The organism is Avibacterium gallinarum, from assembly GCF_002921135.1.
Taxonomy (GTDB): Bacteria; Pseudomonadota; Gammaproteobacteria; order Enterobacterales; family Pasteurellaceae; genus Avibacterium; species Avibacterium gallinarum.
The window spans coordinates 36,144-57,929 of the sequence record NZ_PQVJ01000052.1; the positions used below are offsets into that span (position 1 = coordinate 36,144).

General features: G+C 41.5%; 21 protein-coding genes. 4 read left to right on the forward strand and 17 right to left on the reverse strand.

The window, feature by feature from the left end:
• From atpH to C3007_RS10135, 9 genes are all read right to left on the reverse strand, one after another.
• On the reverse strand, window positions 1-549 hold the full coding sequence (gene atpH, locus C3007_RS10095; protein ID WP_103854310.1) for a F0F1 ATP synthase subunit delta: 549 nt from the start codon (window positions 547-549) through the stop codon (window positions 1-3).
• 13 nt (window positions 550-562) lie between these two features.
• Window positions 563-1,033, reverse strand: a complete 471-nt coding sequence (atpF, locus tag C3007_RS10100; protein ID WP_017806727.1) for a F0F1 ATP synthase subunit B — start codon at window positions 1,031-1,033, stop codon at window positions 563-565.
• Between the two features lie 73 nt (window positions 1,034-1,106).
• Window positions 1,107-1,361: a F0F1 ATP synthase subunit C gene (atpE, locus tag C3007_RS10105; RefSeq protein ID WP_005539567.1), complete on the reverse strand. Its 255-nt coding sequence runs from the start codon at window positions 1,359-1,361 to the stop codon at window positions 1,107-1,109.
• Between the two features lie 76 nt (window positions 1,362-1,437).
• The gene (gene atpB / locus C3007_RS10110; protein ID WP_103854311.1) at window positions 1,438-2,226 is read right to left on the reverse strand and encodes a F0F1 ATP synthase subunit A; all 789 of its coding nucleotides are present in this window, start codon (window positions 2,224-2,226) and stop codon (window positions 1,438-1,440) included.
• Between the two features lie 22 nt (window positions 2,227-2,248).
• Window positions 2,249-2,632, reverse strand: coding sequence for an ATP synthase subunit I (locus tag C3007_RS10115; protein WP_103854312.1), 384 nt, complete (start codon window positions 2,630-2,632; stop codon window positions 2,249-2,251).
• Window positions 2,633-2,760: 128 nt separating this feature from the next.
• Window positions 2,761-3,396: a 16S rRNA (guanine(527)-N(7))-methyltransferase RsmG gene (gene rsmG / locus C3007_RS10120; RefSeq protein ID WP_103854313.1), complete on the reverse strand. Its 636-nt coding sequence runs from the start codon at window positions 3,394-3,396 to the stop codon at window positions 2,761-2,763.
• Window positions 3,396-5,285 carry a tRNA uridine-5-carboxymethylaminomethyl(34) synthesis enzyme MnmG gene (mnmG, locus tag C3007_RS10125; RefSeq protein ID WP_103854314.1) on the reverse strand — a complete coding sequence of 630 codons (1,890 nt, stop codon included), beginning with the start codon at window positions 5,283-5,285 and terminating at the stop codon, window positions 3,396-3,398. The genes rsmG and mnmG overlap by 1 nt, the downstream gene beginning before the upstream one ends.
• Window positions 5,286-5,752: 467 nt before the next feature.
• The gene (gene mioC, locus C3007_RS10130) at window positions 5,753-6,196 is read right to left on the reverse strand and encodes an FMN-binding protein MioC (RefSeq protein WP_103854315.1); all 444 of its coding nucleotides are present in this window, start codon (window positions 6,194-6,196) and stop codon (window positions 5,753-5,755) included.
• A gap of 60 nt (window positions 6,197-6,256) precedes the next feature.
• Window positions 6,257-6,475, reverse strand: a complete 219-nt coding sequence (locus C3007_RS10135) for a cell division protein ZapB (protein WP_103854316.1) — start codon at window positions 6,473-6,475, stop codon at window positions 6,257-6,259.
• Window positions 6,476-6,630: 155 nt separating this feature from the next.
• Here C3007_RS10135 and glpX point away from each other — a divergent pair, with 155 nt between their 5' ends.
• Together glpX and gyrB are read left to right on the forward strand one after the other, a co-directional pair.
• Complete coding sequence (gene glpX, locus C3007_RS10140) at window positions 6,631-7,644, forward strand: class II fructose-bisphosphatase (RefSeq protein ID WP_103854317.1); 1,014 nt, start codon at window positions 6,631-6,633, stop codon at window positions 7,642-7,644.
• Between the two features lie 222 nt (window positions 7,645-7,866).
• Window positions 7,867-10,299 (forward strand): DNA topoisomerase (ATP-hydrolyzing) subunit B, encoded by a 2,433-nt coding sequence (gene gyrB, locus C3007_RS10145; RefSeq protein WP_103854318.1) that lies wholly within the window; start codon window positions 7,867-7,869, stop codon window positions 10,297-10,299.
• A gap of 101 nt (window positions 10,300-10,400) precedes the next feature.
• Here gyrB and C3007_RS10150 read toward each other — a convergent pair whose 3' ends face one another.
• The 7 genes from C3007_RS10150 to C3007_RS10180 all read right to left on the reverse strand — a co-directional run bounded on the left by C3007_RS10150 (window position 10,401) and on the right by C3007_RS10180 (window position 16,670).
• Window positions 10,401-11,834 carry a cytochrome-c peroxidase gene (locus tag C3007_RS10150; protein ID WP_103854319.1) on the reverse strand — a complete coding sequence of 478 codons (1,434 nt, stop codon included), beginning with the start codon at window positions 11,832-11,834 and terminating at the stop codon, window positions 10,401-10,403.
• A 312-nt stretch (window positions 11,835-12,146) separates the two neighbouring features.
• Window positions 12,147-12,242, reverse strand: a complete 96-nt coding sequence (locus C3007_RS10155; protein WP_103854320.1) for a methionine/alanine import family NSS transporter small subunit — start codon at window positions 12,240-12,242, stop codon at window positions 12,147-12,149.
• A gap of 1 nt (window position 12,243) precedes the next feature.
• Window positions 12,244-13,764 (reverse strand): sodium-dependent transporter, encoded by a 1,521-nt coding sequence (locus C3007_RS10160; RefSeq protein ID WP_103854321.1) that lies wholly within the window; start codon window positions 13,762-13,764, stop codon window positions 12,244-12,246.
• Window positions 13,765-14,092: 328 nt separating this feature from the next.
• Complete coding sequence (gene aroE, locus C3007_RS10165; RefSeq protein WP_103854322.1) at window positions 14,093-14,923, reverse strand: shikimate dehydrogenase; 831 nt, start codon at window positions 14,921-14,923, stop codon at window positions 14,093-14,095.
• Between the two features lie 11 nt (window positions 14,924-14,934).
• Window positions 14,935-15,498, reverse strand: a complete 564-nt coding sequence (gene tsaC / locus C3007_RS10170; protein ID WP_103854323.1) for an L-threonylcarbamoyladenylate synthase type 1 TsaC — start codon at window positions 15,496-15,498, stop codon at window positions 14,935-14,937.
• Window positions 15,491-16,054 (reverse strand): DNA topoisomerase family protein, encoded by a 564-nt coding sequence (locus tag C3007_RS10175; protein WP_103854324.1) that lies wholly within the window; start codon window positions 16,052-16,054, stop codon window positions 15,491-15,493. Before C3007_RS10175 ends, tsaC begins: the two co-directional genes overlap by 8 nt.
• Window positions 16,047-16,670: a Maf family protein gene (locus tag C3007_RS10180; protein WP_103854325.1), complete on the reverse strand. Its 624-nt coding sequence runs from the start codon at window positions 16,668-16,670 to the stop codon at window positions 16,047-16,049. Before C3007_RS10180 ends, C3007_RS10175 begins: the two co-directional genes overlap by 8 nt.
• Window positions 16,671-16,825: 155 nt before the next feature.
• Here C3007_RS10180 and C3007_RS10185 point away from each other — a divergent pair, with 155 nt between their 5' ends.
• Both C3007_RS10185 and C3007_RS10190 read left to right on the forward strand, forming a co-directional pair.
• Window positions 16,826-18,445 (forward strand): DNA recombination protein RmuC, encoded by a 1,620-nt coding sequence (locus C3007_RS10185; protein ID WP_103854326.1) that lies wholly within the window; start codon window positions 16,826-16,828, stop codon window positions 18,443-18,445.
• Between the two features lie 79 nt (window positions 18,446-18,524).
• The gene (locus tag C3007_RS10190; RefSeq protein ID WP_103854327.1) at window positions 18,525-19,061 is read left to right on the forward strand and encodes a TIGR00645 family protein; all 537 of its coding nucleotides are present in this window, start codon (window positions 18,525-18,527) and stop codon (window positions 19,059-19,061) included.
• Window positions 19,062-19,095: 34 nt separating this feature from the next.
• On the opposite strand, the gene mutS is transcribed toward C3007_RS10190, so the two are convergent.
• Window positions 19,096-21,678 carry a DNA mismatch repair protein MutS gene (gene mutS / locus C3007_RS10195; RefSeq protein WP_165779988.1) on the reverse strand — a complete coding sequence of 861 codons (2,583 nt, stop codon included), beginning with the start codon at window positions 21,676-21,678 and terminating at the stop codon, window positions 19,096-19,098.
• Window positions 21,679-21,786 lie beyond the last annotated feature (108 nt).

Here is a 21,786-nt window from a genome sequence, read left to right on the forward strand (position 1 = left end):
TTATAATTGCAACTCATTTGCAAGACGAGCCAGTTGCCCACGGCTACTTCCGTCAATGACAAAATCATCTGTACGAATAATAACACCAGCAATCAGTGCATTATCTACGCTGCAATTTAATTTAACTTTACGAGCAAGTTTCTTTTCCATTGCGGCTGCAATTTTAGCTTGTTGCTCTGCACTTAATGGTTGAGCTGAGATGACTTCCACATCTGCAATCGCTTGGTGTTCACTCACATAATGTTGGAACAGTGAAAATACCGCTGGAAGTACAGTTAAACGCTTATTTTCAGCCATTAACCGAATCAAATTTTGCCCATATTGATCAAGTTGGTCGCCACAAATTGAAATCACCGTATCAGCAACTTTGCTGGCAGATAAATCACCTGTTAGGAAATCTTGCATCTCTTTATTTTCAACAACTTGAGAAACAAAATTTAGCATTTCTGCCCATTTTTCCACCGCACTTTTGTTTTGTGCTTGTTGCTCGATAGCAAAATCAAATGCTGCTTTTGCATAAGGGCGAGCTATGGTAGTTAATTCTGACATAAGCCCAACCTTCTTATAGTTCTGCAACTAATTTTTCAATAATGTCATTGTTTGCCGCTTCATCAACCGTGCGACCCACAATTTTCTCAGCACCTGCAACCGCTAAAGAGGCTACTTTCGCTCGTAATTCTTCTTGAACACGTTTACGCTCTGTTTCAATCTCAGCGTGACCTTGTTCAATAATTCTTGCTTTTAATGCTTCCGCTTCAGCTTTCACTTCTTCTAAGATTTCGTTGCGACGTTTATTCGCTAAATCCACAATTTCTTGTGCTTGAAGTTTCGCTTGATTAATTTCTTGCTCCACCAATGTTTTGGTTTCAGCTTGCTCTTTTCGTGCGACTTCTGCTGCAGCTAAAGCATTAGCAATTGAGCTTTGACGCTCTTCAATTGCTTTAATAATTGGTGGCCAAACATATTTCATACAAAACCACACAAATAGTGCGAATGCAATAAGCTGACCAATTAATGTTGCATTTAAGTTCACAACGCCCTCCTCAATAATGTCATCAATGTTACCCTTTTAGGGTAAAGCTTGGTTGTACAAACAACGCTGACAATTATTGTAATAATCCGATGAATGGGTTTGCGAAAATGAAAAGTAACGAAATACCTACTGCAATCATTGCGATAGCATCTAAAAGACCAGCAACGATAAACATTTTAGTTTGTAAGCTACTTGCTAATTCAGGCTGACGCGCAGAAGATTCTAAGAATTTGCCGCCTAGAATCGCAAAGCCAATTGCAGTACCTAATGCTGCGAAAGCAAGTAGGATTGATGCACCAATAATCGTAGCTGTAATTACAGTTTCCATAGTTTTCTCCGTTAGATTTAAGAAAGTCAGCCTAATTGGCTGGGTTAGTTAATAAAAATCATTAAATAATTTGTGTTTAATGTTCCGCTTTGTTGTAAGCGATACTTAAGTAAACAATCGTTAGCATCATAAAGATAAACGCTTGTAAGGTGATAACCAAAATATGGAAAATCGCCCACGCAAGATGTAATGGAATGCCGAGTGAAGCAATCGCCATATTGGCACTATACATTACGGCAATCAAAATAAAGATAAGCTCACCTGCGTACATATTCCCGAACAAACGGAAACCTAATGAAATAGGTTTAGCAAGCAAGGTTACAGATTCAAGAATTAAGTTTACTGGAATGAAAGCCCAGTGATTGAAAGGGTGGAGCGTATATTCTTTAACAAAACCACTCAATCCTTTAGATTTGATGGTATAGAAAATAATGAGGAAGAATACACAAATAGCCATACCAAGGGTTGCGCTAATATCTGCCGTTGGAACCGCTCTTAAATAATGAACGCCAAATAGATTTGCTACTTGTGGTAAGAAATCCACAGGGATTAAATCGATGGCATTCATAATGAACACCCAGCAGAAAATGGTTAGCCCTAATGGTGCAATAACATTGCGTGGCCCGTGGAAATTTTCTTTTACCACGCCATCAACCCATTCTACGATCATTTCTACAAAGCATTGCAATTTACCCGGTACGCCAGAAGTGGCTTTTTTACCCACCTTATAGAAAACGAAAAGGAAAATAACGGCAGATACCGCTGAAAAGAAAAGCGTATCTAAATGAACGTGCCAGAAAGAATCCCCTGTTTTAAGAAATTCTAAATGGTGTTGAATATACCCTGCGGTTGTAAGGTCAGACATAGTTAATCCCTTGAAATTTAAACTAAATTCTAAACATTTTAGTTACCATTACAGGTAACAGGTTATTTAACAGCAATGCTAAAAAATAACCTATAAAAAAGACGACATAATTAATTGTGGGAAAAAATTTAAACGCTACCACAATAAGAATGATCGTACATATAAACTTTATCGCACCACCACGATAAAAGGTCGTTAGCTGATGTGTGTTTTTCGCTGTTTTAAAAAACATCAAAAAAACAAACATACAATAGGGAACAAAAATGGCGAATGTTCCGAGCAAAAACGACACCGCATTTGAAGGCTGTACAGCCAATAAAACCAAGAAAACAGTAATAAAAATGAGTAACTCAATACTCAATGCAAGCTGATATTTCTTTTTTGTTTTCTTAATAACTGCTGACATTTGCCACTTTTAAAATACTAACTCGAAAGAGTGAAATTTATTATACGCCAGTTTTGCCAGTATTCAACTTATAAAACCAGCTAGAAAGCGTTCATTTTATTATATTTTTGTTAAATTCTCAAAAAATTTTAACCTTTATTTAACAAAACAAGGTTTCTTTCGCCAATTAATTCTGGAACTGTTAAGTTGATCACATTTTTTATCACAAAATCGGCTGATAATTGTTCCACTTCCTCTTGATGATATTGTCCTTTTAGGGCATAAAAAGTGCCATTTTCATCAACCAAGTGCTGACACCAGTCGGTCATATCTTTTAATGATGCAAAAGCGCGGCTTAATACGCCATCAAATAACGCTTCAGGCTGATAATCTTCAACTCGGTTTAATACTGGAATTACATTGGTAATGCCAAGTTCACGCAAGGCATTACGGATAAAGCTAATGCGTTTACCTAAACTATCTAACAACACAAAGGTTTTATCTGGATTAATAATGGCTAAAGGCAAGCCAGGTAAGCCAGGCCCTGTTCCCACATCAATAAAACGATCACCTTGTAAGTAAGGACTGACAACAAGGCTATCCATAATATGTTTCACTAGCATTTCCTGCGGATCACGCACTGAAGTAAGGTTGTAAGCCTTATTCCATTTATCCAACAACGCCACAAGCTTAACAAGCTGATCTTTTTGCTGATCGCTCACAGAAAGTGCGGTGCTTTTTAATAGAAAATTTAATTTTTCTTTGAGTTGTTCGATGTTAGCCATTATTCACCACGCTTTAACATACCTTGTTTTTTCAGATTCACCAATAAAATGGAAATGGCCGCAGGTGTTACGCCAGAAATACGGCTTGCTTGTCCAATTGAGGTTGGACGATGTTGCATTAATTTCGACCGCACTTCATTAGATAGCCCAGATACCGCATCATAATCAAAATTATCCGGAATTTCGGTATTCTCATAACGTTTTTGGCGTGCGATTTCTTCCTGCTGATGCTCAATATAGCCTTGATATTTAATCGCAATTTCCACTTGTTCTGCTGCTTCTTTATCTTCAATCGCAGGCTCAAATGGAGTTAATTGAGTAAGAGATTGATAATTCACTTCTGGGCGTCGTAATAAATCTTCGCCACTTGCCTCACGGGTTAATGGGCTATTCAGCAATTCATTAGCTTCGGCCAAATATTCAGAACGCGGATGCAACCAAATGCTACGCAAACGCTGACGTTCTAATTCAATATTTTCCATTTTTTGATTAAAACGAGCCCAGCGTTTTTCATCAATTAAGCCAAGTTTATGTGCCGTTGGGGTTAAACGAATATCCGCATTATCTTCACGCAACAATAAACGGTATTCCGCACGGGAGGTAAACACGCGATAAGGTTCTTTGGTGCCTAAGGTACAAAGATCGTCCACCAACACGCCAATATAAGCTTGATCACGATGCGGATACCAGCTGTCTTTATCTTGCACATAAAGACCTGCATTAATTCCGGCCAATAATCCTTGCGCCGCGGCTTCTTCATAACCTGTCGTACCGTTAATTTGGCCAGCAAAGAATAAACCTTTAATCGCTTTGGTTTCTAAGGTAGGTTTTAAATCACGGGGATCAAAATAATCATACTCAATGGCATAACCTGGTTTGATAATGCGAGCATTTTCCAATCCTTTCATTGAATTGACGATACCCATTTGCACATCAAATGGCAAACTCGTAGAAATACCATTTGGATAAACTTCATTAGACGTTAAACCTTCAGGCTCAAGATAAATTTGGTGCGAATTACGTTCAGCAAAACGCATTACTTTATCTTCAATGGAAGGACAATAACGCGGCCCAATTCCTTCGATCACGCCTGCGTACATCGGACTACGATCCAAATTATTACGGATCAATTCGTGGGTTTGTTCGTTGGTATGGGTAATATAACAAGGGATCTGACGAGGGTGCTGATCCACCGATCCCATAAACGAAAATACAGGGAGTTTTTCATCACCGTGCTGTTTGGCTAACACATCAAAATTGATCGTGCGAGCATCAATACGCGGTGGGGTGCCTGTTTTTAAACGATCCACGCGCAAATTCAGATCGCGCAGTCGATGAGCTAGACTCACTGAGGCAGGATCACCAGCACGCCCACCTGCATAATTTTCCATACCAATATGGATCTTACCCGATAAAAATGTCCCAGCGGTTAAGATCACCGATTTAGATCGAAACTTTAATCCCATTTTGGTTTCTACCCCCGCAACGCGATCTTGTTCAATCAAAATATCTGTTACTTCTTGTTGGAAAATATCTAAATTCGGTTGATTTTCAAGAGCGATCCTTACTGCTTGGCGGTATAACACGCGATCCGCTTGTGCACGCGTGGCACGTACGGCAGGGCCTTTACTGCTATTTAAAGTACGAAATTGAATACCGGCTTGATCCGCCGCAGTAGCCATTAGACCACCCATAGCATCAATTTCTTTAACTAAATGCCCCTTACCAATGCCACCAATGGCAGGATTACAAGACATTTGCCCTAATGTATCTACATTGTGTGTGAGTAATAATGTTTTTAACCCCATTCGAGCTGGCGCAAGAGCTGCTTCTGTACCCGCGTGTCCACCACCAATCACAATCACATCATAACTTTCCGTATAAAACATAATAACCTTAATTGCGTGATAAATTTGATCTTCATAAAAGTAACCGCGTATTCTACATCAAATTGATCGTTGCTTAAATCGAAGATTGAAGATCCAATGAATTTTGTTCTCTCGATCAAAGGATCAGAAAGAAGATCCTTGCCTTATTAATATAAGATCTCTTTTTATATATAAAGATCTTATTATGATAATTATTAGGATCGTTGATCCTTGTGTATAAGGCAAATTTTCGCTTAAAAATAAAGGAGTTAGATCCTTTTTTAAGTTGTTTAGATCACCCATTGATCTAGCTGTATATGCTGTGAGTAAAAGTGAAAGTTATCCACAATGAAGCTTTTTATTATTTTTATTTACAGAATAAATACAATCTTTAGACAAGTTTTTACTGAGTTATCCACAGGGTGATAGATAAGGGATCATAAAAAGCGAGTATGGCGATCTGATGAGATGATCATCAGATCTGAAGATTAAAGATGAGATAAAAAAGTTGGGATCCAATTTTCGGCATACTGTTCTTGATCGTCCACTGCAAGGACATCAATTTTTAAAGGATCGCAAATTTGCACCGCACTTTGTTGGGTTAAACATTCTTGTACAATGTTCACCGCATTGCAGAAGGTATCATAATCGGAATTTCCTAACCCGATCACCGCAAAGCGCAAATGAGATAAATCTGGTTTTTGTGCGCTAATTTCATCAAACAACGGTTTAAGATTATCAGGCAATTCGCCAGCACCGTGGGTGGAAGTAACTACCAACCAAAGATTTTCATCAGCCACTTCAGCAAAATCAGGTCCGTGTAAAAGTGCGGTGGAAATTTGCTGAGTTTCTAACACTTGTTGTAAATGTTCAGCCACATATTCTGCGCCGCCGAGGGTGCTGCCAGTTATTAAACATACTTTTTTAGTCATTTTTACTCCTAAAAAATAAGGCTTAGATAATCACCTAAGCCTTTATTTTTATTCTGAAAATTAAACGTTATCAATACGACCTAATAAAGAGCGTAAACGTTCTTGCCAGTTTTGATGTTCGCTCTTAAGTTGTTCATTCTCATTGCGTAATGATTCATTTTGTTGTTGCGCTTGGCTATTTTTTTCTTTTAATTCTTCAACTTCTAATTGAAGTAATTCAATGGTTTCAACTGCTTGTTTAATTTTTGCTTCAAGTTGGTCTAAAATTTCTAACGACATAGTGGATTCCTTTTAAAAAATGGTTAATGAACATAGATGTGTGCTTATTCTACCTGAGTTTATTGATTTCGCAAAAAATTTTATCTTTTTATAACGCAATCGTTTGCGAAAGTGATAGAATACGCCGATTTTTAAACAACCAAAGGATCAAAAAAATGAATAGAGCATTAGCCATTGAATTTTCTCGAGTTACTGAAGCCGCGGCACTTGCTGGTTTTGCTTGGTTGGGGCGTGGAGATAAAAATGCTGCCGATGATGCGGCGGTGCAAGCGATGCGATTGATGTTAAATCAAATTGAAATGCGTGGCGAAGTGGTGATTGGTGAAGGCGAAATTGATGAAGCGCCAATGCTCTATATTGGTGAGAAAATTGGTACAGGCGCAGGCGAAGAAGTGTCTATTGCCGTTGATCCCATTGAAGGCACAAGAATGACCGCAATGGGGCAACCGAATGCTCTTTCAGTGTTAGCCGCAGGGGGAAAAGATACCTTTTTACGCGTGCCTGATATGTATATGGAAAAATTGGTAGTTGGCCCTGAAGCGAAAGGAATGATCGACCTAAACTTACCCTTGGAACAAAACTTGCGCCGTGTGGCATCAAAAATGGGGAAATTGCTTTCTCAATTAACGGTGATCACCTTAGATAAACCACGCCACGCGGAAGTGATCAAAAAAATGCAGCAGCTAGGCGTGAAAGTTTTAGCCATTCCCGATGGCGATGTGGCCGCGTCAATTTTATGTTGTTTGCCTGACGGTGGCGCAGATATGCTCTATGGTATTGGCGGTGCGCCTGAAGGGGTGGTGGCTGCCGCAGCCATTCGTGCTTTAGGGGGCGAAATGCAGGCGCGTTTAATTCCACGTCATCAAGTCAAAGGCAGCTCGCCAGAAAATCAATCCATTGCCGCTGATGAAATCCGCCGATGCCAAGAAATGGGCATTGAAGTGAACCAAGTGCTGAAATTAGAAGATTTAGTGCGTGATGATAACCTTGTTTTCTCCGCCACAGGAATCACTAATGGCGATTTACTCAAAGGTATTCACCGCCGTGGCAATCTTGCTACCACAGAAACCTTGCTCATTCGTGGCCGTTCACGCACCATTCGCCGTATTCAATCAGTGCATTATTTAGACAGAAAAGACACCGCACTTTACCGTTTAATTGATGCGTAACTGAATTTTTAGTTATTTTATTCCCATTAGGCGGAAATTTTCCGCCTAATGGGTTTTTAACGCTAATTACCGCAGATCAAAGTGCGGTGCTTTTTTTCATTATTTTTCAAATTGTTATTTCTCTTCCCATCGCTTATTTGAGATTTTTTGCGAAATTAGCCAAAAGCGCAAAAATTTGCTATAATCCGCCCAATTTTTTATCAATAAAAACAGAGAATTGTTATGTCGAATAATGTCCCAGAAAATTATGGTGCAAGTAGTATCAAAGTATTAAAAGGCCTTGATGCAGTGCGTAAACGCCCCGGTATGTACATTGGTGATACCGATGATGGAACAGGGTTACATCATATGGTTTTTGAAGTGGTGGATAACGCCATTGACGAAGCGCTTGCAGGTTATTGCTCGGACATTAACGTGATTATTCATTCTGATAATTCCGTTTCAGTGCAAGATGACGGTCGTGGTATTCCTGTGGACATTCACCCTGAAGAAGGGGTTTCTGCGGCGGAAGTGATTATGACCGTATTGCACGCGGGCGGTAAATTTGATGATAACTCTTATAAAGTGTCTGGTGGTTTGCACGGCGTGGGTGTGTCGGTGGTGAATGCCTTATCCGATAAATTACAGCTCACCATTCGCCGTCAAGGCCACGTTCACGAACAATTTTATAATTTAGGTGATCCGCAAGCGCCATTAACCATTATTGGCGAAACCAGCCAAACGGGAACCACCGTGCGTTTTTGGCCAAGCCCAAGCATTTTTACCAATATTGAATTTGAATACGATATTTTAGCAAAACGTCTGCGTGAGCTTTCTTTCCTGAACTCTGGCGTATCCATTAATTTAATTGATGAACGCACAGACAAACGCGATCACTTCCATTATGAAGGCGGTATTCAAGCATTCGTGGAATATCTCAACAAAAACAAAAATCCAATTCACCAAAAACCGTTCTACTTTTCTACTGAACGTGATGGCATTGGCATTGAAGTGGCGTTGCAGTGGAACGAAGGCTATCAATCTGAGAATATTCATTGCTTCACCAATAATATTCCACAACGTGATGGGGGAACGCACTTAGCGGGCTTCCGCGCTGCCTTAACGCGTACCTTAAATGCTTATATGGAAAAATCGGGGCTGAATAAAAAAGGCAAGAACGATAAAGTAGAAACTTCAGGTGATGATGCGCGTGAAGGGTTGGTGGCGATTATTTCAGTGAAAGTGCCCGATCCAAAATTCTCATCACAAACCAAAGATAAATTGGTTTCTTCTGAAGTGAAAGGTGCGGTGGAATCGGCAATGAATGAGCGTTTGCAAGAATATTTGGAAGAAAATCCAAATGACGCCAAAATGATTGCGAGCAAAATTATTGACGCTGCACGCGCCCGTGAAGCAGCACGCAAAGCCCGTGAAATGACACGCCGCAAAGGGGCGTTAGATATTGCTGGGCTTCCAGGTAAATTAGCCGACTGCCAAGAGCGCGATCCTGCGTTATCTGAACTCTACCTTGTGGAGGGGGATTCTGCGGGCGGTTCAGCCAAACAAGGGCGTAACCGTAAAAACCAAGCGATTTTGCCATTAAAAGGGAAAATCCTAAACGTAGAAAAAGCCCGTTTTGATAAAATGCTTTCTTCGCAAGAAGTGGGAACATTAATCACCGCACTTGGCTGCGGCATTGGACGTGATGAATATAACCCTGATAAATTGCGTTACCACAGCATTATTATTATGACCGATGCGGACGTGGACGGCGCGCACATCAGCACCCTGTTACTCACCTTCTTCTATCGCCAAATGCCAGAGCTAATTGAGCGTGGACATATTTATATTGCGCAACCACCGCTTTATAAAGTGAAAAAAGGTAAACACGAAGAATATATCAAAGATGATGAAGCAATGGCGCAATATGAGCTCAACTTGGCTTTGGACGGTGCCGCGCTTTACACCACAAAAGATGCACCACCAATGAGCGGTGTTGCCTTGGAAAAATTGGTGGCTGAATATAACGGCGTGCAAAAAATGATCGCACGTTTAAGTCGCCATTATCCAGAAGCGGTACTTAAAACCTTGATTTATCAACCTGAATTAACTACCGAGCTGATGCAAAATGAAAGTGCGGTGGAATCTTGGGCAAAATCTTTGGTGGAAACCTTAATAGAAAAAGAAAGCAGCGGTAATCATTACAGCTATAAATTGCATTTCAACAGCGAACGCCATTTGCACGAAGTGGTACTCACCGTGCGTACTCACGGCGTGGATACGGAATATGTACTCGGCTTCCAATTTGCCAACGGCAATGATTATGCGCGCATTGTGAAATTAGGTTCACAATTAAACGGCTTACTTGAACCAGATGCTTATGTCGCGCGTGGCGAACGCCAGCACCCGGTGAGTTCCTTTGAGCAAGCGGTAGAATGGCTGGTGAAAGAATCGCGCCGTGGTTTAATGGTTCAACGTTATAAAGGGTTAGGTGAAATGAACCCAGAGCAGCTTTGGGAAACTACCATGGATCCTGAAACCCGTACAATGTTACAAGTTACCATTAAAGACGCCGTGGCAGCAGATCAACTCTTCACCACCTTAATGGGCGATGAAGTCGAACCACGCCGTGAATTTATTGAATCTAATGCGCTGCGTGCAAACCTAGATATTTAATTATCTTCAATGAAGAAAAGCCACTTACAAAATGTCAGTGGCTTTTTTATTGGGGGAAAGGGATAAATGGGCAAAATATAATTGCCCATTTTTGTATTTTACTAGTTAGCTGAAGGTTGTTCTTTCATATTATCGTTTGTTAATGGTTTGCCTTGGTATTCTCCCGTTAGGCTATATAAGAAATCAACAATATCGCTAACTTGTTCTTTTGATAAACTTACGCCACTTTGATATTTCAACATCATTTCCACTGCTTGGGTTAAATCTTGTGCATTCGCATCGTGGAAATATGGGGCAGTAAGCGCCACATTACGCAATGTCGGCACTTTAAAACGATGTTTATCATAAGGATTTTTCGTTTGTGCAAAGCGACCATCATCAGCCTCGGTTAATGGTTTATTGCGATCAGCAAAATAATCTGCTTTCAAACCCATTAATTCATAAGATTGACCACCTAAATTAACACCAGTATGGCAAGTATCACATTTATATTGGTGGAATAACGCATAACCATTTTTCTGTGCTGCAGTTAAGGCATTTTCATCACCTTGCAAATAGCGATCGAAAGGACTATTTGGGGTAATTAAGGTTTTCTCAAATTCAGCAATGGCATCTGTAATAGTTTTTTCATTAAAACCTTCTGGATAGATTTTTTCAAAGGCTTGTTTAAGTGATTCATCTTTATTGAGATTATCAACAATTTGTTGCCAATTTTCTGCTCCCATTTCTACAGGATTCAACGGTGGCCCACCGGCTTGTTCTGCTAGGTTGGCAGCACGACCGTCCCAGAATTGAACAAAGTTGAAAGCAGCGTTATAGACAGTCGGCGCATTAATGCCTCCTTTCTGCCCTTTAATTCCAGTAGAAGTGGCAAGATTATCCACACCGCCTGTATTCAAACCGTGGCAGCTGGCACAAGCAATAGTACCATCGCCTGATAATGCAGTGCTGTGATAAAGTGTGTTGCCCAAATCAACCTTGGCAGGATTAACGGGTAAACTTTGCGGCACAGGTCGTACAAAATGTTCAGCCGATGTGCCAGAGGTGTTTGCAGGAAGTTGATATTCTTGGCGAACTTTATGAATCCAATCAAGCAAGGTTGCTTTCTCTTGATCGTTTAAACCTGATCCCCAATGTACCATTTTGAAAGAATGAATAGGCATTTCGTTATTTTGAATGACACTTTCAAGTTTCGCTAAATCTGCTGCGGAAATGCGTTGCGGTTGGTTGAGATAATCCGTGATATTATCCAGCAAAAAATGAGCTTGTCCTTGCTGAATATCTTTTTCCATTAAACTGCTAGCGATAGGCAATTTGGCATAAAATGGCATATTCGCATTGTTACTATGGCAATATTGACAGCCATTATTATATAGCGCAGTTTCAACGGCACGTTGCTGCGGATCAGTAATTTGGCTTTCTTGCAAACGGCGTTGTGTTTCTTGTTTATCAAAGTGGTGGATATATGCCACCGTCCCTAGGTAAGCGGCGACACTTGCGCCAATAAATGTAAATAACCACGATTGAGGTTTCATAAGATTCTCCTTTATAGAATAGTAAGTTAGGAAACATCTCGCACAGTATTAACAATTATTAAGAAAGGAATGTTGATAGAAATCAAAAAATTTCATTGGCAAATTCTATAGATTTAATAGGTATAATTTTTGTATGGTTATTTATCCCTTTTTTATGTATGGATTTTAACCTTAAAAAGTCAAGAAAAAAGCACCGCACTTGGGTTAGGAATAGCAGCTCATTTAGCAGAAGATCAATAATATTAATAAAAAAACAGCCACTCACAGGTGGCTGTTTGATTTTATAAAGTGCGGTGCTTTTTCCGCGAGTTTTTATTTATCTTTTGGCAGATTTTTGATGGAGAAAAGTAATCCGCCCCAAATAATAACCAAGGCAACGGCCATCATAATAATTGCACTAGTACTCATTTTATTGTTCCTCTTTTGCCTGTTCTTCTGGGTTAAATAACTCTTCGTGTTTCCATTTTAAGCGAGAGATTAGGAAGCTAATCACCACAAGGCTTGCCGCCATTCCCCACCCAAAGGTATTAACGAACCAAGATGGATAGCCCTCATAACCTTCAGTGAACACTTTCGCCCCTTCACTTAATAACATAAATGCAAGGATACCTGTGGTTAAAACGATACATAAACGCCATAAAAAGCCAACTTTGAAAGAAGAGGTTTCGTTTAAATGTTTGCCAAGTAGGCCTAATTTTTCGTTGGTAACGATAGCCACCAAGGAAACAAACGCCACCGCCACAATACCAAAATAGTTGACGAATTTATCTAATACATCAAGCATTGGTAAGCCTGTAGTTGTACCGAATAATACGGTTGAAATTAACATCATTGGCACACCAACAAGGAAGGTTACCTTAGCACGGCGAATGCGTAATTTATCTTGAATTGCCGAAATGATTACTTCGATAACGGAAATAAATGAGGTTAAAGCAGCAAAGGTTAAAGAAGCAAAGAATAAGACACCAAGAATATTGCCAAATGGTGCGGCGTTAATAATCGTTGGGAAAGCAAAGAATGCTAAACCAATACCACCTTTTGCGACTTCGCTCACTTCTTGCCCTGACGCTGTTGCCATAAAGCCAAGGGCGGCAAACACCCCGATACCAGCTAATAATTCAAAACTACTATTGGCAAAGCCCACTACTAAGCCGTTACCGGTTAAATCAGATTCTTTTTTCAAGTAAGAGGCGTAAGTTACCATAATCCCGAAGCCGATAGAAAGGGAGAAGAAAATCTGCCCATAAGCGGCAATCCACACACTCGGATCAGAGAGTTTTGACCAATTTGGGGTGAATAAGGCATCTAACCCTTTTGTTGCACCCGGTAAGAATAAAGAAGAAACCACAAGCACCATAAACATTATTAAAAGTATCGGCATTAAAATGGTGGATAATTTTGCGATCCCTTTTTGCACGCCTAATGCCAACACGCCAAGTGCCACAAGCCATACGGCGATTAACGGGCCAACTACCATACCGACAAATTCAAAACTTACACCCTGAGTAATATCACCCATTTTTAAGAAATCGTGCAAGAAGAAGTCAATGGGTTGAGCTCCCCAAGCTGAATTGAAAGAAAAATAGGTATAGCTTGCTGCCCAACCTAGCACCACCGCATAGTAAATCCCGATGATGACATTCACCATCACTTGCCACCAACCAAAGGTTTCAAAATGGCGGTTAAAACGGCGATAAGACAAAGGCGCGCCCCCACGGTGGCGATGTCCAATGGCATAATCTAAGAAAAGTAAAGGAATTCCCGCAGTTAAAAGTGCAATAAGATAAGGAATAATGAATGCACCACCACCGTTTTCATAAGTGGTATAAGGAAAACGCCAAATGTTTCCCAAACCCACGGCAGATCCGATGGCGGCAAAAATAAATGCACGGCTACCTGAGAAGGTTTCGCGTTTTGCTGACTGTGTCATATTACCACCTATAAACGTTAAATAAATGTAAAGGCTAGGAAATATAACGGAATATGAGTTTTAGTCAATAGATAAAAATGCTGTAAACATACTATTTTAGCCGTTATTTTTAAAAATTTTTAGTTTTAAATTTTGTTGAAAATATTATTTTTGGAATAATGCTCTGTTTTGATTGTGTTTATAAATGATCGTGCTAAAACCTTGTAGCATCACGGCATAAAAAACTAGTAGAAAATTTCAAAAAATTTTGTAAAAAAACACCGCACTTTTAGCTATAAAAAATAAACCTAGCCCATCAAGCTAGGTTTTTTATTGGAATGAAATCGGATTAAAGTTCATCAAACAAAGGTACTACATCAGGCATCACGCCACGCCATAAATAAAAGGCGTGGGCGGCTTGGCCGACTAGCATTCCGAAGCCATCGCTGTAATGTTGTGCGCCTTGTTGTTTGGCGAGGGCAATAAATGGCGTGTCTGTGCCTTTGCTGTATTGCATATCGTACACCGCGCCAGCTTGTTTTAAAATGTCGGGATCAATCGCCACGGTTTTGCCTTGTAAGCCGAGCGAAGTAGCATTGATGATAAGATCAAATTTTTTCACGGGAATATCGGCAAGGGTGCAGCCTTGAATATTGCCGTAGGTGCTGAATTTTTCGGCGAGTTCCGTGGCTTTGGCTAGGGTGCGGTTGGCCACAAGAATATGTTGTTCTGCCTGCAATAAGGGAAACAACACGCCTTTGGTTGCGCCACCTGCGCCTAAAATCAGCACGGATTGTTGTGGTTTGAGCCAGCCTAAACGCTGTAAATCGCTCACCAGCCCCGCGCCGTCCGTGTTATCCGCATAAAGCGTACCATTGGTGAGTCTTTTTAGCGTATTACAAGCACCCGCCAGCAAGCAACGTTCGCTGTGTTGATCGGCAAGACTAAAGGCGCGCTCTTTAAATGGCGCAGTGATGTTGCAACCTTTCGCCCCTTCAGCAAAAAAGGCAAGCAGTTGCTGTTCAAAATGTTGCTCATCACCGAGTATTGCGACATAGTCCAAATCTTGCTGCGTTTGCTCAGCAAAAATGCGATGAATTTGTGGCGATTTACTCTGCACAATGGGATTGCCCCACACAGCGTAGAGATCTTTGCCTTTGTTATTGATAGCCTTATTCATAAAAATCCTTATTAACCTTGACGAAAAAGTTGTTGGGTAAACAGATCGCGTATTTCCGAAGGGTTTTGTGCCGTGCCGATAACCATTTCTAACACAGGAAAGTGATCGCCAAATTGTGCTTTCACTTCCGCTGCCGTGCGACAAGGTGGCAAGCCGGTTAAATTAGCGCTGGTGGAGGTGAGCGCAAAGCCTGCCTGTTCGCAAAGCAGTTTTACCGCAGGGTGATCGCTGATGCGCACGGCAATAGTGGAAAATTGCCCCGTGAGAAATTTCGGCGTATCGGCTTTTGCTGGCACAACCCAAGTGGTCGGGCGATCATAATGGGCGTTTAAGCGCTGCCAGTGCTGTTCGGAAAGTTGGCGTTCATCAATAAAAGGCCGCAGAAAATCCAAATTTGGCGCAATTAAAATCAAGCCTTTTTGCACAGGGCGCTGTTTTAAAACTAATAATTTTTGCACCGCACTTTCACTCAATGGATTACAACCCAAGCCAAACACCGCTTCGGTGGGATAGGCGATAACTTCATTTTGTTTTAATTGCTCAACCAGTTGAGCCACATTCTGTTGGTTATTCATTGTCTGTTTCAAATTGATGACGGCACGCTTTGTTGGCACACAACCAAGTGCGATGCAAAGTGCGGTCGGTTTTTTCTTCTTTTTTTAGTGTGCTAATGGGGTAAGCACATTGAGGACAAGGTTCGGCATAGGGCTGGCTGGCAAGGGTAAATTTGCATTTCGGAAATTGATCGCAGCCGTAAAACACCTTGCCTTGTCGCCCACGACGCGGCACAAGATGACCTTTGCCACAAGCAGGGCAAGGCAAATGCGCTTGTTCGGGTTCAAGTTGTTCGTGAACGATATAATCACAGTGCGGATAATCGCTGCATCCGATGAACATACCAAATTGCCCTTGTTTTAATTGCAAAAAATGACCGCACTTTGGACAATGTTGATCTAAGTCTTTCAATATTTTGCTTTCGTGAGCGGGTTGTAATGGCTTGATAAAATCGCATTGCGGATAGGCACTGCAGCCTAAAAATAAGCCTTTTTTGCCCTTTTTAATTTGTAGCAACGCGCCACATTGTGGGCAATGTTCTTCGTGCTTGGAGGCTTGGAATAGGCTTTTACTCATTGCATTGCTCACTTGAACTGAATAAATCAACCCCAACTTGACGCAGCAATTCCGCCGTTTCAAACACGGGCAAGCCCATCACACCGCTGAAATTGCCTTCAATATGAGAAATAAAGATGCCGCCCACACCTTGAATGCCATAAGCGCCTGCTTTATCCATTGGCTCACCGGTGCGGATATAAGCGGAAATTTCTTGTTCTGTCAAAGGCTTAAAGGTTACTTGGCTGGTTTGCACAAGGCTATGTTTTTGATCAGGCAAGCTGACACACACCGCAGTTAGCACTTGATGCGTTCTGTCGGAAAGCAAGCGCAGCATTTGCGCGGCTTGAGCGTGATTTAGTGGCTTGCCTAAAATTTGACCATCGCATACCACGCTAGTGTCTGCGGACAATATGGGTAAGTGCGGTACAAAATTGGCCAGTTTTTCAAGCTGTTGGCGGGCAGCATGATTTTTCTCTTGCGCCATTCTGCGTACATAATCTGCAGGCTGCTCATCAGCTTTCGGGGTTTCATCAATATCCGCATTGAAGATTTCCACTTTCAACCCCAACTGTTGTAACAGCTGTAAACGGCGTGGGCTTTGCGAAACAAGATAAAGTTGTGGTTGTGTTGTCATTTTTTCCGCTGATTAAACCAAAATTGCATTATACTTTATTATAGTTCCGCAAAGATTTCATCTGAAAAATCCACCGCACTTTGAGCCACTGCACTTTGGAACGAGAAAATGTAGCGGAAAGTGCGGGGTAAATTTTGTTAATTTTAAGGAAAACAATGATCGAACTCACTCAATCTCAATGGCTAGGCGTTGCCGTCCTATTGCTTATTTTATGCCTTGTGCTGTTTTTTATTAGCACCAAACATCAACGTGATAAACAGCAACTCGCGCAAGAACTGAATAAAAATGTCAATGATTTTAACCAGTTATTAGAAAAATATGAAACCTTATCGCAGCTGCGTTATCAGCTTGAACAAGAAAGCGTGAAAGCACAAACACGCGCGGAAGGCTTGCAAACAAGGCTGAATGAACGCGATGAGAAAATCCATTATTTGCAACAAGAATTGGACGAAGAACAAGCGCGCCACAGCAATATTGCTGAGAAAATTACCAGTCTTAAAGAGCAATTTGGGATTGCCACGGCACAGGTGCATAGCTTGCAAAATCAGCTTAATCAAAGCCGTGCCGAATTAAAAAGTAAGCAGCAGGATTATGCAGATTTAAGCGAAAAATCCACCGCACTTTTGCAGCAACTCACTGAGCTAAAAACGAGCATTGGCGAAAAAGAAAAGCATTTTGCCCAGCAACAAGAAGATTTTGTTAAAACGAAACAACAACTTAGCGTTGAATTTCAAAATTTGGCAAATCGTATTTTGGAAGAAAAGAGCCAAAAATTCGATCAAACTAATCAAGCTAGCCTTGATGCCTTGTTAAAGCCATTCCGTGAACAAATCGAAGGCTTCCAAAAACGCGTGAATGAAATTCATTCGGAATCCTTAAAAGGCAACGCTAGCCTTGAAAGTGAAATCAAAAAAGTGCTAGATGTGGGGCTTGCGATGTCGCAAGAAGCGAATAATCTCACCTTAGCCTTAAAAGGGGAGAAGAAAACCCTCGGCAACTGGGGTGAAATTCAGCTTGAGCGCGCCTTGCAGTTAGCAGGCTTGGTGGAAAATGATCATTATAAGGCGCAAGATCATTTCCGTAATGCAGAGGGCAAATCCAATTATCCTGATTTTGTGGTGTATTTGCCTGACAACAAACATTTGATTATTGACAGCAAAATGTCCTTAGTTGCCTATGAAAATGCGGTGAGTGCCGACAATGAGCAAGCGCAGCAACAATTTTTGCGTGAGCATCACAAGGCGATTAAAAATCATATTGATGAACTTTCGCGCAAGGATTACAGCAATTTAATTGGTGTGCATAGCCCGAATTTTGTGCTGATGTTCATTGCCGTTGAGCCTGCTTATATTGAAGCGATGAAACAGGACAGCAACTTGTTTAATTATGCCTATGAAAAAAACGTGATTTTGGTTTCCCACACCACCTTAATGCCGATTTTACGCACCGTGGCGAATTTATGGCGAATTGAACGAGGCAACGCTGAAGCTCGTGAAATCAGCGGAAAAGCGGGGGAGATTTATAATCAAATGTGCCTCGTGGCGGAGCGTCTAGCCAAATTGGGTAACAGCCTCGCCACCGTGAGCGGACATTACAACCACACGGTTACCGCCTTTGCAGGGCAACAAGGCTTGGCAGGAAAAATTGAACGATTTAAAGATTTTTCTGCCAAAGCTAACAAAGTGATGCCACAGGTGGAATTGCTGCATAATGACCTTGATTTAGCCAAATTAAGCGCCATTTCAGCAGAACAAATTGAACAGGAAAAGCATTGATATTTTGCCTAAAAACAGGTAACTTCAGCGCCCATTAATGAAAAGAGAACAACATTAGCAATAGAAAAATAGGACATTTATGCAACATTCGTCTTCAACTAAATACAAAACCCCCACATTATTTAGCCAGATTATTTTCGCCAGCCGTTGGCTGCAACTGCCGATTTATCTTGGCCTGATCGTGGTGCAAGGCATTTACGCCTACAAATTTATGAAATCCCTATGGGAACTCATCATCAACCTGCAAGAGCTGGATTCCAACGCCATTATGCTTTCTGTGCTAAATTTGATTGATGTGGTGATGATTGCCAATTTATTAGTAATGGTGATTGTGGGCGGTTACGAGATTTTCGTATCCAAGCTGCATACCGAAGGCCACCCAGACGAACCTGAATGGCTGAGCCACGTTAATGCTTCTGTGTTGAAAGTGAAACTTTCTATGTCGATCATCAGTATTTCGTCTATTCATATGCTACAAACTTTCGTCAATGCAGCAAATATGCCAGAAAAAACGATGATGTGGCAATTATTGCTTCATTTAGGCTTTTTGGTTTCCGCCATCGCAATGGCTTATACGGATAAAATCTTGTATAGCACCAGCCATAAAAATCATTAATTTTTCCACCGCTCTTTATAAAAGAGCGGTTTTACTATCCGCGTTGCATTTTCTTTAATTGATATAAATAAGAAAGCGCCTGCTTCGGACTCATTTCATCAGGATCAAGATTTTCAATCATCTGCCAAAGCGTATCTTTCTGCTCATTTTCTTCCATTAACAACAGCTCGCCTTGCCCCTGTTGTTGCACGGCTTCCGAATTTAACTGATTGTTTTGTTGGGAGAATTTCTCTAACTGCGCCAGTTTTTGTTTAGCGAGTTTAATCACCGATTGCGGAACGCCAGCCAGTGCAGCCACCGCCAAGCCGTAACTTTTACTTGCCGCGCCTTCTTGCACCGCGTGCATAAAAGCGATGGTATCGTTATGTTCCACCGCATCTAAATGCACATTGGCAATGCCTTTCAACTGCTCAGGCAAGACGGTCAGCTCAAAATAATGCGTGGCAAATAAGGTAAGCGATAGTACTTTTTGTGCAAGCCATTCCGCACAAGCCCAAGCAAGGGAAAGCCCGTCATAGGTGGACGTGCCGCGCCCAATTTCATCAATAAGCACTAAGCTGTTTGCGGTGGCTTGATGCAAAATATTCGCCATTTCCGTCATTTCGACCATAAAGGTTGAACGACCTGAAGCCAGATCATCTGATGCGCCAATACGTGTGAAAATGCGATCGATTGGGCCGATCATAGCACTTTCTGCGGGTACAAAAGATCCTATATAAGCCATTAGCGTGATCAATGCAGTTTGACGCATATAGGTGCTTTTTCCTCCCATATTTGGGCCAGTTATGATCAATAAATGGCGATCAGCACTCAGTTTGACTGGGTTGGCAATAAACGGATTTTTGGACACCTGTTCCACCACAGGGTGGCGGCCATTTTGAATATCCACGCCAATTTCATCACTAAAGGTTGGCGCAACATAGTTCAGGGTTTCTGCCCTTTCTGCCAAGTTGGTCAGCACATCTAATTCAGCCAAAGCAAGGCTTGCCAGCTGCAATGCGCCTAAGTGCGGTAATAATTCATCGAAAATTTCTTCATAAAGCTGCTTTTCCAGCGCAAGCGCCGCGCCTTTGGCTTTCAGCACTTTATCTTCATAGGTTTTTAATTCAGGAATAATGTAACGTTCCGCATTTTTTAGAGTTTGACGGCGCACATAATGAATAGGCGCTTTGTGCGCTTGCCCTTGCGGGATCTGGATATAATAGCCGTGTACCGCATTAAAGCCGATTTTCAGGCTATCAATGCCTGTGGTTTCTCGTTCTCTTTGCTCTAGCTCTTCCAAATAACGGGTTGCGCCGTCCGAAAGGGAGCGCCATTCATCAAGTTCTGCGTTAAAACCTTCTGCAATCACGCCACCATCACGAATCAACAAAGGGGGATTTTCAATAATCGCACGTTCTAATAGATCTAATTGCGCTGAAAAATCGGCAATTTGTTGAGAAAATGCAGCAAATTGCGGACAATGTTGTTGATTAAGATAATGTTGAATCGCAGGAATTTGTGCGAGTGCGGTGCGTAAACGAGTGAGATCCCGTGGACGCGCTGAACGCAGTGCCACGCGCGCTAAAATCCGCTCCATATCCCCCACTTGTTGCAAGTGCGGTTGAAATTCTGCCACTAAATCCTGTTGCAAAATTTGACTGATGGTTTGTTGGCGTAAGGTTAATTTCTCACGATCGCGAATTGGCTGGTGAATCCAACGTTTCAGCAAACGGCTTCCCATCGGGGTAACGCATTTATCCAACACGGAAGCAAGGGTATGCTCTGTGCCACCTGCTAAATTTTGGGTGAGTTCTAAATTCCGTCTTGTGGTGGCATCTAATTGAATATTCTCATTATTTTGTACCAAACTGATGCTTTGAATATGGGGCAACGCGGTGCGCTGAGTTTCCTTGGCATATTGTAACAAACATCCCGCAGCGCAAAGCCCAAGCAGGGATTTTTCTACCCCAAAGGCGCGCAAATCTTGCGTACCAAATTGACGATTAAGCTGCTCAATGGCAGTTTTTAATTCAAATTCCCAAATGGGACGGCGGCGTAATCCCTTTGCATTTTCAATTAAATAACGATCTTCAAAGTCTTCACAATAAAGCAATTCCACAGGCTGAATACGCTGTAATTCCGCCTGTAAACTCTCTTTGCTGGCTGGCTCACTCAACTGAAAACGCCCCGATGCCATATCCAAAGTTGCCAAGCCAAATTTGTCTTTTTCCTGATAAACCGCGGCAATCAAATTATCCTGACGCTCAGGCAATAACGCTTCATCACTGATTGTTCCGGGGGTAACAATGCGCACAATTTGGCGTTCCACTGGCCCTTTTGCCGTGGCAGGATCGCCCACTTGCTCGCAAATCGCCACACTTTCGCCAAGCTGAACTAATTTCGCTAAATAGCCCTCTACCGCGTGATAGGGCACACCTGCCATAGGAATAGGCTGCCCTGCCGACTGCCCACGTTTGGTCAAGGAAATATCCAACAATGCCGCCGCTTTTTTTGCATCATCATAAAATAATTCATAAAAATCCCCCATTCGATAAAACAGCAAAATCTCAGGATTTTCTGCTTTCAATCGAAGGTACTGCTGCATCATTGGGGTATGTTGTTCAAAATTAGTCATCAGGTTTGCTCAATCTGTTATTTTCAATTTAGACAAATTATAACGAAATTTTTCTTATTTGATACTGTAGGAATTATTTTGCTATCAGCTCATTAATCAGCTTTGTAT